At 56.3% G+C, this 15,569-nt stretch carries 7 protein-coding genes; all 7 read right to left on the reverse strand.

From position 1 onward, the window contains the following. Nucleotides 1-3: 3 nt before the first annotated feature. On the reverse strand, nucleotides 4-501 hold the full coding sequence (locus FGQ61_RS00510; RefSeq protein WP_138374215.1) for a DUF3849 domain-containing protein: 498 nt from the start codon (nucleotides 499-501) through the stop codon (nucleotides 4-6). Further along, nucleotides 501-9,062 (reverse strand): MutS N-terminal domain-containing protein, encoded by an 8,562-nt coding sequence (locus FGQ61_RS00515; RefSeq protein WP_138374216.1) that lies wholly within the window; start codon nucleotides 9,060-9,062, stop codon nucleotides 501-503. The genes FGQ61_RS00510 and FGQ61_RS00515 overlap by 1 nt, the downstream gene beginning before the upstream one ends. 2 nt (nucleotides 9,063-9,064) lie before the next feature. Further along, nucleotides 9,065-9,559 carry a TnpV protein gene (locus FGQ61_RS00520; protein WP_334203708.1) on the reverse strand — a complete coding sequence of 165 codons (495 nt, stop codon included), beginning with the start codon at nucleotides 9,557-9,559 and terminating at the stop codon, nucleotides 9,065-9,067. Between the two features lie 623 nt (nucleotides 9,560-10,182). Then, nucleotides 10,183-10,413 carry a transposon-transfer assisting family protein gene (locus tag FGQ61_RS00525; protein ID WP_055270739.1) on the reverse strand — a complete coding sequence of 77 codons (231 nt, stop codon included), beginning with the start codon at nucleotides 10,411-10,413 and terminating at the stop codon, nucleotides 10,183-10,185. A 1-nt stretch (nucleotide 10,414) separates the two neighbouring features. Next, nucleotides 10,415-12,862, reverse strand: coding sequence for a YodL domain-containing protein (locus FGQ61_RS00530; protein ID WP_138374218.1), 2,448 nt, complete (start codon nucleotides 12,860-12,862; stop codon nucleotides 10,415-10,417). Between the two features lie 167 nt (nucleotides 12,863-13,029). Then, nucleotides 13,030-13,395: a cysteine-rich VLP domain-containing protein gene (locus FGQ61_RS00535; RefSeq protein WP_138374219.1), complete on the reverse strand. Its 366-nt coding sequence runs from the start codon at nucleotides 13,393-13,395 to the stop codon at nucleotides 13,030-13,032. Then, complete coding sequence (locus tag FGQ61_RS00540; protein ID WP_138374220.1) at nucleotides 13,388-15,430, reverse strand: DNA topoisomerase 3; 2,043 nt, start codon at nucleotides 15,428-15,430, stop codon at nucleotides 13,388-13,390. Before FGQ61_RS00540 ends, FGQ61_RS00535 begins: the two co-directional genes overlap by 8 nt. Nucleotides 15,431-15,569 lie beyond the last annotated feature (139 nt).

Below are 15,569 nucleotides of genomic sequence, written 5' to 3' on the forward strand. Positions count from 1 at the left end.
CGCTCAGCGCTCCGGGGCTTTGGACTTCGCCGAAATTTTCGGCGAAGTTGTTTCAGGCGGCTTTTTCAGCTTGTCCCGGACAGAGGCTTTCTGCCGCTCCTGCGCGTAGGCTTTGCGGGTCTGGCTGAGAAACAGATCGACCAGACCGGGATGGCTGTTGACGGCCAGATAGCAGTTGCGGTCAGTACCCCATGCGTCAGGATTGGCGGGGATGGACATGGCGTTTGCCCATGCCCGGTTGTCGGGAGAATAGCGCCTGTCCCAATCCGCTTGACAGACGGTGATGGCAAGGATATGAAACGCGCGGTCATAGCCGAACTGCTGCACCACCTGATCGACCGCCGCTGTATCCAGCCGGTTATCCCGGTAGTGGTCACGGATGGCGGTTTCAATCGCTTCCTTGCAGGCCGTGTTCGCTTGATTGGATGCGCGGTAGGCGGCAAGCTCGTCATGCTCTCTGGCATAGGATGCCGGGTGTTTGTAAACGGGGAGATTTTTCATTATCGTGCCTCCATTTCTTTCTTGTGGGGCTTTTCCGGTGCGCCATGAACAGGCGGCGCTTTCAGCCTGTCCAGAACGGAAGGCCGCGCCGATTTTGCAATCGCCTGCTCAGGCTGCGGCTGTCCCTTGCCGTCCAGATTCAGCTCCATATCCAACTCAATGAGCCGCGCCGTTTTCGCGGCCAGCTCCTGCTCCTGCGGAAACGGCTTACCGACCTCGGCCTTTGCCGCCGCCTGCTGGTTATAGAGGTTTTCAAGCTGCTCCTGAACGCTGCGCAAACGCTCCGGCATTTTATCCAGCGCGTTCTCGATGCGGACAAGGTTGCCTCTGGCATCCGAACCGAGTTCAACGCGATGGGTCATCCGGCCTTTCAGCGTCAGCGTGTACGTTTTCCACATGGAATCAAAAGCAACGGACATGGTAAAGCCGCGATAGCTCCCGATCTGTACCGGGTCTTTGCCCTTAACCTCCTTGCAGGTGTCCAGCAGCGCGGCACCGGCGTTTTCCTTATCGGTGAGCCGGTCGCCGCGAATCTCCATGCCGACAAAGCCCTCTGCCGGGAGCGGATGCGCTGCGAGGGTCTGCATATCCGCCTCCAGCCCACGAACAAAGCCCTTGTGTTCTTCTATCTTTTCCGGAAAGTATTTCAGCAGACTGTCCTCCAATCGGAATTGCTTGCTGTTGTGGTCTGCCTTCATAATTTTTAGCTTGGACACCTCAATGTCCAAATCCATACGCTCCTTGATGCGGGGATCACCGGCACACAGCGCCTTGATCTCCGCAAAAGACAGCGCCGTAGCGTCCACGTCCTCACAGGAGCGAACCGGGGATTTTGAGGTCATGATCTGAGAGATGAATTTCTGCTTGTTCTCAACGGTCTGCCAGAGGTAGGCGTCAAACGTCCCTTCGGTCACATAGCGGCAGACATGAACGAGCTTGTTCTGATTGCCCTGACGCTCAATGCGGCCTTTTCGCTGTGTGAGATCACGGGGACGCCACGGGCAATCCAAATCGTGAAGTGCGACCAAACGATCCTGTACGTTGGTTCCTGCGCCCATCTTGGCCGTGCTGCCCATCAGGACGCGCACCTGACCGCTGCGTACCTTTGCGAACAGTTCCCGCTTTTTGACCTCCGTATTGGCATCGTGGATGAACGCGATCTGTTCCGGGGGCATACCGGCGTCAATGAGCTTTTGGCGCACATCCTCATAGACCGTGAACGGCGTTTCCGCACTTTCCTCCAATGAAATCGCGCTCTCCAGCGCATGGATTTCCGGGCTGTCCAGCGTACCGGGGGAAGCCTTTGCCGCCCGCTGCGAGGGCGTGGACTTTGGCGTAGAAATGTCGCAAAACACAAGCTGTGTCAGTTTTTCCTCCTCGCCGTCGCGCCAGTATTGGAGAATGTTCGCCACGCACTGATTGACCTTGGTGGTTTCCTCGTCGGGGAGCATGGGATTGATGATGCGCTGGTCAAGCCCCAGCTTGCGTCCGTCCGAGGTGATTTTGAGCATATTGTCCACATCCGGGCTGACCGCACCGCTGTGTACCTTGGACGCTCGTTCCGAGAGGGCTTTCACCATGTCCTGCTGGATCTGCGTGGGTTTGGTGGCGATGGTGTGATACACAACCTCCGGCGTGGGTAAGTGGAGCTGATCCGCCGTTTTGATGTCGGCAACCTCTTTGAACAGATTCATCAATTCGGGTAAGTTGAAAAACTTTGCAAAGCGCGTCCTTGCCCGGTAGCCGGTTCCCTCCGGGGCAAGCTCCAGCGCGGTGGTGGTTTCACCAAAGCGGCTTGCCCAGCAATCGAAGTGGCCCATACCCATCTCTTGCAGCCGGTCATGCTGCAAATAGCGCTGGATGGTATAAAGCTCTGTCATGGAGTTGGAAACCGGGGTGCCGGTGGCAAACACCACGCCGCGCCCGCCGGTCAGCTCATCCATGTAGCGGCACTTGGAGAACATATCCGAGGATTTCTGCGCATCGGTGGTGGAAAGCCCTGCCACGTTGCGCATCTTTGTATAGAGGAAAAGATTTTTATAATTGTCCGACTCGTCCACAAACATCCTGTCTACGCCGAGCTGTTCAAAGTAAATCACATCATCCTTGCGGTCGCTGGCTTGCAGCTTTTTCAGCCGCGCCTCCAGTCCCTTTTTCGTGCGCTCCAAGCTCTTGATGGTAAAGCTGTTGCCGCCTGCGAGCTTGGTATCCTGAATGCCATCGGTGATTTCCTCAATCTGCTGATGAAGGAGCCGCTCCTGCCGCTCCGGGCTGATGGGGATACGCTCAAACTGCGAGTGGCCGATGATAACAGCGTCATAGTCGCCGGTGGCGATACGGGCGCAGAATTTCTTGCGGTTGTGGGTTTCAAAGTCCTTCTTGGTAGTGACAAGGATGTTGGCCGAAGGGTAGAGCCGCAGAAACTCGGATGCCCACTGTTCCGTCAGATGGTTCGGCACGACAAAAATGGATTTCTGGCACAGTCCCAACCTCTTAGATTCCATCGCAGAGGCTACCATTTCAAAGGTTTTTCCCGCGCCAACTTCGTGTGCCAGCAGCGTATTCCCGCCGTACAACACATGGGCGATGGCGTTTTTCTGATGCTCCCGGAGGGTGATTTCCGGGTTCATACCGGAGAAAACGATGTGGCTGCCGTCATACTCGCGGGGACGAGTGCTGTTCATTTCCTCGTTGTATTGCCGTACCAGCGTTTCGCGCCGCTCCGGGTCTTTCCAAATCCAGTCCTTGAACGCATCCCGGATAAGCTGCTGCTTCTGCGCGGCAAGGGTGGTTTCCTTGGCGTTGAGGACACGGCGCTCCCGTCCGTCTGCGTCCTCAATGGTATCGTAGATGCGAATATCGCGGAGGTTCAGCGCATCCTCCAGCAGCCGGTAGGCGCTGGCGCGGTCTGTGCCGTAGGTGGTGAATGCCGCCACATCGTTGTAGCGCACCATGCTCTTGCGGGAAACCTGCCATTCTGCGGTGTACGGGACATAGCTGATCTCGATCTGTCCGCGCAGATAGCGGGGCGTTTCAAAGGTTTCGTACATGAATTGCTCGATGTACTTCTTATCAAACCATGTCGCACCCAGCCGCACCTCAATCTCATTGGCTTCAAGGTCTTTCGGCTGGGCAGCAATCAGGGCGTCCACATTCCCAGCGAAGAATGGGTCGCGCGCTGCCACGCGCTGCGCGGTACGGAGCTTCTGCCGGACGTTGCCGGAGAGATATTCGTCCGCCGTCTGCCAGCCCTTTGCCCAATGCTCGCCGCCGTCCTGCAAGTCAAACGGACCACTGTTGGGTTCCTTGTAAATGACGCCCTTCAAATCCTCAACAATCTGCGGGATTTTCTCGCTGCCGCCCATGAGGGAGGCCATGAAGTCGAGATCGACGCAGGCTCTTTCTCCGATGCAGACAGCAAGGGCTTCGCTGGCGGTATCCACAGAATCTACGCTGCGCTGCTGCTTGATGGTGCGCTTGTGGAACATATCCGCCTTGCGCTCCAGCTTTCCGTCGTCGTCCAGCACTTCCAGTGAACACAGGAGGTAGTAAGAGGAATCGTCAGAGAACGCAAGACGGTTCGCACGGTCATTGATTAGGCCATGTTTTGCGGAGAACGCATCATAGAGGCGGTTTAGCTCGGTCTGCGCTTCCTGAATCCGGCTTTCTGCGCTGTACTCGTCCATTTGCAGGGCAATCAGCTCATTCACGCAATCCCGCAGCGCGACCATGCCCTTGACACGCTCGGCGGCGGTGGCGTTCAGCTCCGGTTTGACCATGCGGCTGTTTTCCCGGTAGTACACCTCGCCGTCCACCACGGTGTAGGAGTAGTTTTTCACATTGGGGTCTGCGGGGATGGACGTGTCGATCTGTTCGCCCTCGCCCAGCTCTGGCAGTTCCGCCTCCTGATAGGTGCCGCGAATGTTTTTCACGGCATCATGGAGCTGATCTGCAAGCTCCAGCCCCTCAATGGGGACAACGGTGAAATCCTGCTTGCCGTATTGGGTGCTTTCGGAGGTCTGCCTGCCTAAAATCATCTCCGGGTGGTCAACAAAATAGCGGTTGATAGCAAAGCCATCCTCGTTCTGGCCGAGGTGTACCCAATCCGGTTCGATCTCAATGGGACGGTCACGCTTTTGGAGAAAGAGAATGTCCGAAACCACATCCGTACCGGCATTGGCGCGGAACGCATTGTTGGGCAGACGAATGGCACCCAGCAGCTCCGCCCGCTGCGCGATGTACCTGCGGACTTCGGGCGATTGCTTGTCCATCGTGTAGCGGGAGGTCACGAACGCGATCACGCCGCCCGGACGCACTTGGTCGAGGGTTTTGGCAAAGAAGTAGTCGTGAATGGAAAAACCGAGCTTGTTATAAGCCCGGTCATCTACCTGATATTGTCCGAACGGGACGTTGCCCACGGCGAGGTCGTAAAAGTCTTTTCTGTCCGTTGTTTCAAAGCCCGCGATGGTAATGTCCGCCTTGGGATAAAGCTGCTTGGCAATACGTCCGGTGATGCTGTCCAGCTCCACGCCGTAGAGCTTGCTGCCCTGCATCTGCTCCGGCAGCAGGCCAAAAAAGTTGCCAACGCCCATAGACGGCTCCAGAATGTTACCGGTCTGGAAGCCCATATTGCCGACCGCTTCATAGATCGCCTTGATGACGGTAGGGCTGGTGTAGTGGGCGTTCAGCGTGGACGCACGGGCGGCAGCGTATTCCTCCGGGGAAAGTGTGGCGTACAGCTCTGCAAACTCGTCCGACCAGTTTGGTTTATTTTCATCGAACGCATCAGCCAAACCGCCCCAGCCCACATAGCGGGAGAGGATTTCCTGCTGCTCCGGGCTGGCCTGTAAGCCCTCAAACTCCAGCCCTTGCAGGAGATGGATAGCCGCCATATTTGCCCGAAACTTTGCTTTTGCGCCGCCGACGCCGAGGGCATCATCGGTGATGTGGAAATTCTGCGCGTTGCGGCGGCTTGCCGCCTTGAAGTCAGCATAAGCGGCCTGCTCCGCAGCGGCGACGCTGGGAAAGTCCTGCCACTCGCCGTCAATGGGGATAGATACCGCAGGACGGTGTGCGGGAGGCTCGTCGATCTCAGCCTGAGAGATGGCATCATCAAAATCAGGCACAAACTCGCCCATTTCCGAGAGTGCCGCTCGGCCTTCCTGCTCCAGAATCAGCGCTTCTTCCTCGCTCATGGCGGGAGGTTCAGGCTCGGCGGGTTCCACAGAGGGCGGGTCATGCTCCGGTTCCGGGATGTGCAGCGTCTGGATTTCTATGTCGTAGGGCAAGTGTGTTTTCTCGGCGGGATAGAACGCGACGGGTTTGGTGATGGGCTGCGGCTGCTCCTGTTCCTGTTCTTCAACAAACGAGCGTACAAACGCAATGTGTTCAGCGCGGAAGATGGGAAAGCCCTGCCTGTTTTGAAAAGTCACATCGCGCAGAGATACTTCATCTGCGCCGAAATTCACGCTGTCAATGACAAACTTCCGTCCGTCAATCTCCAGCTCCATGCCAATGGGGATATACTCCTTGGCATCGGCCTCGTTGATAACATCATAGCCGTCGGTTTCATTTGGCTGCGCAAACACGAAGCTGTGTCCATGCTCCAGCAGCCGCTTTGCGGCGCTTGCCCATTGTCCAAAATCATAGCCGGTCACAGCGGTTTCGCCCATACCGGGAATATCGCGTTGCAGCAGGCGGCGATTCAAAGCGCTGGCGGCTCGTTCTGCATCCGCGCCATAAAAAAGCAGCCGTTCTCCGACGCGGACACCGATGAGCTTTTCGGGATGCTCTGCACGAAGTGCCTGATATGCCGAAATATTCGGCGCAAGCTCACGACCCTGATCTGCAATTCGTGTGAGGACAGCAGAAACCGGTTCGGTTCTGTGTTCCGGATCGTGATTGCTCTCGCTGGAGGATGAAACGACGCTGAGATGCGCGACAGTTTCATCTGCGGAATCAACATTATAGAGCTTACCATCAATTTCCACGCGCTGCCCCATAAGGTTTTGAACCGCTTGCGGCGTCTCCGGGGTTGGCTGTTCTGTGTGCTGCGCCGCAATGACGCGCTGCGGCTCCGGTTCAGAAACCTCGAAATATCTGGTGTCGAGGTAGCGTTCAAAGGAATTGCGGTCGATGCTGACAGGTTCCTGTCCGGGTACGTTCGGTAACGTGTGCCAGACGTGATCTTCATCTACACGCGCGATAACGCCGACTGCTGCTATGTGGTCTAACTCTATGGATGAAATGCGATCTCCAATATGATAAGTATAGCCAAGCGGTGTTGTAAACGCCGGAGGGGATAGCTCAATTCCCATATCTCGTTTGATGCCATCCAAGTAAGCAATGGCGTTATTCTGTTCTGCAAAGCGGAGCGTTTGTTCCCCATCTCCGCAGAACCGTTCCAACACCTCATCCCAAATGCCGGTAATTCCGCCCTCGCCGGGATGCAGACGAATGGAGTATCGGTCAGGTGAAAATAACCGCAGTCGCTCATTCTCATCGTAAAATTTATTCTCGCGGATGAGCTGTGCCAACCGCCGCTGTACCTGCGCCCATGTGAGCGTCACCGGCTCGGCGTTTCCTACATGGATATACATGGGAGTTTTGCTATCTTCCCAGCCATATTTTGCAGCCAGCCATGCGGCGGTGCTGCGTTCTCGCCCATGCGCCTGCATATATAGTGCGACTTCCTGCTTGCCCTTTAGGTTGTTGTGCCAATCCAGAAGCGCGTTGTCAATGTCCTCCTGTGTGATCTGATAGGGAGAGGGTGCGACCGTCGCTGCCAGCGTGGGATACAGTTCCTCCAAAAGCTCCTGATGCAGCCGGTTATGGAACGCGGGCATATCAAAGTACAGGCGGACAAGCTGGAGATCATCAGATGCCGTGACAATACGACGGATAGCGTCCGCTCCCTCCAGATAAGCGTTCTGGCGGTCTGAATTGCGGCAGGCATTGACAAAAGCCGTATCTTTGGAAAGCGCGTTGCCAACGGTCAGCTTGTACCCGTCAAACAGCTCCCGTACCGTGGGCTGCGGCGCGTCGGCGGCAGGATCGCGGATCACCCTTGTGCCGTCCGCGCCGAACTCTGCTTCATAAGCATTGATGGCCTGTTCTGCCTCGTGGTCGATGGACGGAAGCGTATATGCCGTGTGTTCATGGCCGGAATCGCCAATGCGCGAAATTGTTACATCATGCTTTTCCCGCAGCTTTTCAACGTATTTCTCCAAATCCTTTGCAGGGAAGCCGCACATGGTAACACGGCCTACTCCCTCCAAATTGCGGCGCGTCAGCTCAAGGCTGAGATCATCTGCAACTGCCCGCGCATCCTCGCCATACAGCTCGAAGAAGTCCCCAACCTGATACAGCACAATTTCATCGGGGTGCGCCGCCTTTACGTCGTTATAGTCGTTATAAACCGCGTTCCGCATGGCGTCCTGCGCCATTTCCTTGTCATAGGCTGCCTGCTCATCCGGCGTAAGGTAGCGATTCAACCGAACCAGCTCCGAGATGCGCGAAGCGACCTTGTTCCAATTCATCTGAATGTCTGCACAGCCGTTCTTTTTCAGCACAATGCCTTTGCTGCCGTGATCTTCATAGCTGCCGCTTTCTCTGGATACGGCATGGGTATGCCCGCCGATGCCGTACTCCTTTTTCAGAAAATCGGCATTCTCCTTGGGAGTGTGCGAAGTCTGGAAAAACGCATAGATGCGGGTCTTTCCACCCTCAAAGCTGCTCCCGTTTGCAAGAGAAGCCGCAATTTCATCTTCGGTGATAAACCTGCCGGTTTCTGGAATAGCCTCCATATCGGAGCGGAATTCCTTTCGCGGAAGGGACAAATCTTCCAAACGTGTGAGAAGTGCCTGCGACTTGTGGTAATGGAAGCGCAGCAGCGCACGGTTTTCGCGGTAAGCGTCCATGAATACCTTGTATTCCGACAGGAGCCTATCCCGGAACGCCGGATTCAGCAGATCGTCCGTCAGACGCTCCGTTTCCTCTGGAAAGCTGGTGCTATGGATATTACCCAAGCAGGACAGATACCCCAGCGACTTTGCTTCATCCGAGAAATCGTGATAAAGGTTCCAGACATCCACAGCAATACCCAGCCGCTCATAGCGCGGGGCTTCCGTGACCTCAAGATTGGTGGCAAATGCGCCGCCGTCCAGAAGCTCCTCAATACGCTCCGCCGCATCTGCCCAGCCTATCACTTGGGCAGAACGAAGATAGCGAGAGGTATCTCCGGTTGCAATATGGATACCATCGTCCCCGTACCATGCGGAAAGCCTGCCGTTATCCGTAATCAGGCCGTTGCCGCCGTAGTAAAGAGCTTTCAGAAATGCCGCGCAATCCTCTAAAGGTTTTTGCTTGGAGAATTCCGCAGCAATTTTCATCCGCGCTGCATCCGCATTACCGCCCGCGCGCAGGATGTGGTCAATATCATCCTGAGAAATGAACATAGAAAAAGCGGAGGGTGTTACACTCTCCGCTTCTGCGATGGATTGAATTTGTTCTGCCTCTGAGGGGAAGAAGGACATCTGCGCCCCAGCAGGGGCATCGAACATATTTAGCTGAACACCAGTTCCGTGAGGATCGTTTCCTCGGCCTGCGCTTTCAGCGTGTTCATCAGCCCTACCCACTTCATCGGGTCGCTGGCTTTCAGCGATTCCGTCACGCCCGCCGACTTCATCAGCTCCGGCATCATCTGTTCCAGCCGGTTGTTCGCCGCCTCGTCGATCTCCCGCAGATGGGGGTACAGCTTCTCGGACAGCAGCAGGCTGTTCCACAGCACCGGACGATGCTCCTTCAGGTAATCCTTCCGCATCCTGCCGTACTTGCCCAGCGGGGCTTGCGGCTGCTCTGTCAGGCTCAGGTCGGGAATCAGATAATCCCCGCTGCGGGTGTAGGTCAGTTCGCTCATGGCTTTCGCTCCTTTCCGCGATTTTCTCGCGCTCATAATTCTTGATGGTGACTTCGATCTGCCGCAGCACCAGCTCGCTGGACTGGCTGATGGCCGTTCCAAGAGCGGCGACGGTCTGCGGGGTATTGAAATCAAAGACATTCAGAAAATCCTCATGCTCGAAGTAATCTCCCGGCTGCATCCCGCAGCGGGACAGCAGCGCATAGGTGGTGCTGACAACGGCGGCGTTCCGAAAAGCGGCTCCGATGTTGAACTCATCATAGTCCTCCAAAAAGGAACCGTCAACGATGCCGACAATATCGCGCCAGTTGTCGTGCCAGTATTCATCTACAAGCTGCGCCGCCACACGCTCCATCTGATCGGCAAGTCCGTTTTCACCGGAAACGTCGAAGCGCTGTTCCAGCGCCGCAGATACCACCTCACGATGCTCCTGCCGGTATTCCCAAAGATAAGGGCGGCGAGAGTTCTCGCCGCCGCTGGTATCGGAAACATCGAATACATATCGGAGTTTGGGTTGGTCGCTGCTGGTATCCACAAGGGCGATGCCCTTGCTGCCTCGCCGCACATAGCGGCGCATCTGCTTATTCCAAAGATCGTATTCCGCGCAGGCCGTGGCTTCCGGGCGCTGGGCGAAAATCATGAGCTGTTCATTGTAGGGGTACTTATACAGCCTTGCGGCGGTGGTCAGAAATGCCGTCCACTTCTGGTAGCTTCCCGTGATCTGCTCCGCCGTGCGGTCTGCCATCTGCGCATAGAGCTGTACTTTACTCGGCATCCATATCCTCCTTTTCAAAATCGGGGAACAGGTCGAGCGCGTCATATTCTGCGTCGCTCATCCTGCGCAGCTTTGCGATGGCGCTGTCCGTCAGCTCCCGCAGCTCCGTTTCATCCGCAGCGAGGTAGCCGCGCATTTCCTCCAGCGCCGCGATCAAGCCCGTGCGGGTACCGGTGTTGTAGAGGCTCATAAGCTGGCGTTCTTCAAAGGTGATGTTCATATCAAAGCTCCTTTTCCGCGCTCTTTTTGGGCGCTGTTTTGTGTGGACGTTCTTGGGTCGGTTGGCTTTTGAGCTGCTCCAGCACAGACTTTTTCTTTTCCCGGTGTGCCGCCTCTGCCAAATCCATCAGGGAGATGGACATACCGGCCTTGACCTGTGCTTCAAGGTCGGCGACGGTGGGCTGTTTGGGGCCGTTGTTGATAATGCCGTCGATCATGCCGTAATCATCCTCCATCGACATTTCGGCGGCTTTCAGGTAATTCTCCGGTTTCTGAAAGGCGGGCAGCTCCTGAAATCCCATGCTGTCACAGTAGTGATAGGATACCTTGCCGTCCTGTTTCAGCGCAACGATGTCGCTGACGGAGAGGCTGTGTCCCACAAAATCGCCGGGGCGCTCGTCGTTGAAAATGTAGTAGAAGTTTTCAAGGATTCTGCCGGTATCATCGTCCGGGTACACCTCGCGGGTATAGATGGCTTCATAGTTGGCAGGGTCAGGCGGCGCGGCCAAACTGCCGAGATTGGCAAAACGCAGCTCGACCGGCGCATCCCGGCGTAGCTGGTAGATCGCCATAGAATCGGTGGGACTGTTCAAAAAGCGCTGCTCCACATCGCGGGGAGGAATATGGCCTTTGACCGCATCCCAATCCGGTCTTGTGATACCGAACATTCCGTCGTGCTTGATGATGTCTTCGGCCTCAAAGACCATTTCCTCGGCGTTGTCGGGATGGAGCATATAAACCGTGATGTCATGCTCCAGCAGCTCCAGCGCCCGGTCTTTGGAAAGCGGGAGCATATCGCCGTCCAGATACCCATAGCTGCGCATATCGTCCACCGTCAGCGTGGGGTCGGGCATCGGGGTGGCCTGTTCCAGCTCTGGCGAAGTTGGAAGTGTGCCTGCGGCACGAGAACCGGCCTCCTCGTGAACAACCTGATTGTCGTCCGATGACAATTCGAGTGAGTACAAAATCCCTGCAAACTTGTTTGACAAAACTTCAAACGGCACGGTCTTATCATAGCCATGTGTTTCGCAGATACGAATCGCAGCCGCCAAAAGAAAGTTTACATCATCGTCATGTACTGTTCCGCTTTCCAGAAGGTGTAGAGTGTCCTTGTCGTAAAGTTCATAGGCATATTTTGCACCATCTTCTGTTATGCGAAGATGCTTGCTCCCACCATCAACCGCATACCAACGCTCATTAGCGTCGAGTTCCTTTAAGGAAGTGTGACTTTTCTGAAATGCCTCAACTTCCAACAGCAGCTCATTCGCTCTGTGCGCGTATTCATCGCTCTGCTCAAGTGTTTCGGACAGGAAGCCTTTTATCTCATCTGCTCCTGTCAACAGATCTTCGTAGAAATGCTGGAGGCAATCTTCCTGACTTGCAAATTCGCTGAGAAAGGCAAGGCCATTCGCATCGAGATACAGCTCTGAAATGCTTTTTGCCAAGTCAGCCGCAGACATATTGCTGTTCTCTTTTAATTGGCTTTCCGCTTGCTCGGATTTCTCCACAGAAATGCCGCGCTCCTTGCAAATCTCCGCAAAGTGCCGGTCAATGTCCGTAATCAGCTCGGAGGCAGTCTTGTTGATGGTTTCCAGACTGGCGCGAAGTTCTTTCAGCTCCTTGCCCTTTGACCATGTGGCGATATAGCCGAAGCTGTTTTCTCCCGTTTCAATGCCGTAATACTGGCAGACCGCATAGGAGATGCTTTCGGCCTCGACCTCCTCGGTGTTGCGGCTCTTTTCGCCGGGGACAAGGATCGTCTCACCATCGTCCGCAAGCTCCGTCATGTGTTCGTAGTCGTGGAGCTTGGCGTGTGCAATCTCATGGACGGCGGCACATACCGTCTGCACCTCGCTCATACCGGCGCGGATGGTGATGCTCTGCGCCTTAATGCTGAAAAAGCCGTCCGTATCCCGCGCAACGGGCTTTATCTCCATCGGAACGGGAGAAGCACGGCGCAGCGCCTCCATGAAAACCTCATACTGCTGCACATTGCCGCTCAGATCGGCGGCAAGCTGGGGCAAGGGCTTTCCATAAGTCTGCGACACATCAAAGACGGATACCACCTTGAACATAGGGATTCGGATTTCCTTTTCCTCAATGATGGCCTTGCCGTCCGCATCCAGCACCGGCGCATTGGTTTCGGGGTCGGTCTTGATTTCCTCGACCTTTTTCTTATAGGGAGTGGGAGCGATGATGCGAATGCCTTTTTCGCCTTTCAGGACGTTCCTGCCGAACTGATCGCGCCACTTGTTGAAGCCCGCCACATGGGTGGCGTCGGGGCGCTGCATATAGATGAGCATGGTATTATTGACCGAGTAGCGGTGAAAGCGGCTCATGGTGGCAAGGTACTTCCGGTACTTATCGCTCTCGAACAGCTCCTTGATGCCGTTTTCGATGCTGTCAACGATCTCCCGCATCCGGTCTTTGCTGGTTTGTTTTTCAGCCATGATGATCTCCTTTCAGAAAAAATAGCGCCCCTGCGCAGAAGAAAACACATCCTGCACAGGGGCGATTCTCCGCAGATAGACGTTGTTTTTGAGCTTGCGGATAGAATGACGCAGCCCCTTGTGATTCCGCATGGAAAAAGCCTTGCGGCACGGGGCTTTTACGCCCTCTATTTGCGGAGGTTCCAGTATTGTTCACGCTTTCGTTTGGCGTCCTGCTTTCGGCGCTCCTGCTTGGCGCAGGCGGGGCAATATTTGGCGCGATTGGAGGAAGAATAGACCGGCTTACCGCAGACGGCGCAGCGCTTCCCCGGCCTTTCCCGCATCACGTCGGCCAGCAGCTCATGGTCGGCGGGAAGTACCGCGTTTCGGAACCAGTTGCACAGCAGCGAGTAGGAAATACCCTGTACGCAGGCGCAAGGCTCTCCATCATCCAGAGCAAGGCAGTTGCCGTGATCGTAATTACAGCAGAGCTTCCGAATGAGCTTCTTGGCGCGGCGGAGCTGCTTGTGATCCATACGCGGCGCATCAGCCATTGTCGAACACCATCTTATAGCCCGTGCGCTGTCCATCGTCCTCCAGAAGAACACTGGCATCATAGGTTTTCCCGGTTTTTTCCGAGTAGCAGCCTTTCAGCGGGGCGCGGCCATTTTTCAAAAGCGCAGCGGCAAGGGATTTTGTCAGCACCTTTTTCTTGGCTGTGAAAAAGCGGCTGTTTTTCCAGAGAACAAAGGAACAGGCACGGTTCTCACAGAAAAAGCCTTTCGGTGATTCCGTCACCTCGGCTCCGCAGCGGGGACACTTGCCGACTACCTCACGCCCGGAGGGGAACAGGACTTCCGTACCGGGGATGGGTTTGTAGGTCTGCACCAGCTCATGTAGCATGGCGGCGATCCCATCCATGAAGCTGTCCGGGGCGATTTCGCCGCGCTCAATCTCTTTCAGGCGGTGTTCCCATTCAGCGGTGAGCTGCGGAGACTGGAGCTGTTCGGGCAGAACGGTGATAAGCGCCGTGCCGGTAGAGGTGGGCAGCAGATTTGTGATCTTTTTGGACTTCCTGCGCTCCACAAAACCGGAGGACACCAGCTTTTCAATGATACCGGAACGGGTCGCCGGGGTGCCAATGCCCTTGCGCTCGGCATCATCAGGCATATCCTCCTTGCCCGCGTTCTCCATTGCAGCCAGCAGCGTATCCTCGGTGAAGTGCTTGGGCGGCGTGGTTTTTCCGGTCTTGACCGATGCGGCAGATACGGAAAGCGTCTGATTCTCCGTTACCACCGGCAGCGCAGGCGCTGCCTCTACCTGCTCCTGCTCATAGCGCTTCCAGCCGGGAGTAAGAACGGTTTTGCCCTTGGCGGTGAAGCTCTGACCGGCACAGTCCACCGTAATGACCGTTTCTGCGTAGCGATGTGGTTCATCCACCGCACGAAGCAAGCCCCTTGCCGCCAGCTTCAGCACCTCGCGTTCGCCCAGCGGCAGAGAGGCCATATCTACCTTTTCCGCGCTGATGGTGGGAACAATGGCGTGGTGATCGGTGACTTTTTTACTGCTGCATACCTGCTTGGCGCAGATGGTCGGAGGCTTCTCCATGCCGCAGACAGCGGCAGCGGCAGCGACAAGGCCGGGGACGCTGCCCTCCATATCGTCGGTCAGGAAGCGGCTGTCGGTGCGCGGGTAGGTACAGAGCTTCTTTTCATAGAGCGCTTGGAGATAGTCGAGGGTCTGCTGAGAGGTGTAGCCGAGAACGCGGTTGGCGTCGCGCTGGAGGGAGGTCAAATCGTAGAGCGCGGGCGCTTTCTCAGACTTTTCCTTGCGCTCCACGCTTTTGACGGTTACTGCCTTGCCCTTGCAGGCGTTGGCGATGGCGTCGGCGTCCTTCCTGTCCTTCATTCGGCCTGTCGTGGCGGGAAAGCCGCAATCGAGCTGGACGGTGTAGAACGGTTCTGCCGCAAATGCGGAGATCTCCGCCTCGCGCTGTACCAGCAGCGCCAGCGTGGGCGACATGACGCGCCCGATGTTCAATGTGCGGCCATACGTCAGGGAGAAATACCGCGTGGCGTTGATACCAACCAGCCAATCAGCCTTGGCGCGGCACAGGGCAGATTGATGCAGGCCGTCATAGTCGCGCCCAGATTTAAGCTGCTGGAAGCCGCTGCGGATGGCATCATCCTCCATGGAGGAAATCCAAAGCCGCAGAATCGGCTTGGAGCATCCCGCAAGGCAGTAAACCGTGCGGAAGATCAGCTCACCCTCGCGCCCAGCGTCGCAGGCGTTGACCACCTCTGCCACATCCTCCCGGCGCATCAGCTCCCGCAGAATGTCAAACTGCTTCTGCTTTTCAGAGCGGACGATGAAGCGGAACGAGGTAGGAATGATGGGCAGCGCCGCCAGCGTCCATTTGGCATCATCGGCATTGTAAATGGCGGCATCGGCCAGCTCTGCCAGATGCCCGAAGCACCACGACACGATATACCCTCTGCCCTCCAGATACCCATCATGCCGGGATTTTGCACCCAGCACGGCGGAGATGCTCTGCGCCACGGAGGGTTTTTCGGCGATCACAAGGCGCATGGCGCAGCCTCCATTCTCTTTACGTCACGGTAGCAGGGGCGAACGCAGCTCTGTCCGAAGCGCTTGCAGCCATAGCAGAAGTGTTCCTTGGCAGCGGCGGGAGGGCTGTCCTCCCGTGCTGCTTTCGGCTTCTGCATCA

This window comes from Collinsella aerofaciens (assembly GCF_005844325.1).
Taxonomy (GTDB): Bacteria; Actinomycetota; Coriobacteriia; order Coriobacteriales; family Coriobacteriaceae; genus Collinsella; species Collinsella aerofaciens_G.

Excerpts from the sequence above, each read along its gene's own strand:
- FGQ61_RS00525 (WP_055270739.1), bottom strand. The coding sequence starts at position 10,413 with ATGAACATCACCTTTGAAGAACGCCAGCTTATGAGCCTCTACAACACC.
- FGQ61_RS00520 (WP_334203708.1), bottom strand. The coding sequence starts at position 9,559 with ATGTCTTTGATTTCAATACCCCGCAGACCGTCGCCGCTCTTGGAACGG.
- FGQ61_RS00530 (WP_138374218.1), bottom strand. The coding sequence starts at position 12,862 with ATGGCTGAAAAACAAACCAGCAAAGACCGGATGCGGGAGATCGTTGAC.
- FGQ61_RS00515 (WP_138374216.1), bottom strand. The coding sequence starts at position 9,062 with ATGTTCGATGCCCCTGCTGGGGCGCAGATGTCCTTCTTCCCCTCAGAG.
- FGQ61_RS00540 (WP_138374220.1), bottom strand. The coding sequence starts at position 15,430 with ATGCGCCTTGTGATCGCCGAAAAACCCTCCGTGGCGCAGAGCATCTCC.
- FGQ61_RS00535 (WP_138374219.1), bottom strand. The coding sequence starts at position 13,395 with ATGGCTGATGCGCCGCGTATGGATCACAAGCAGCTCCGCCGCGCCAAG.
- FGQ61_RS00510 (WP_138374215.1), bottom strand. The coding sequence starts at position 501 with ATGAAAAATCTCCCCGTTTACAAACACCCGGCATCCTATGCCAGAGAG.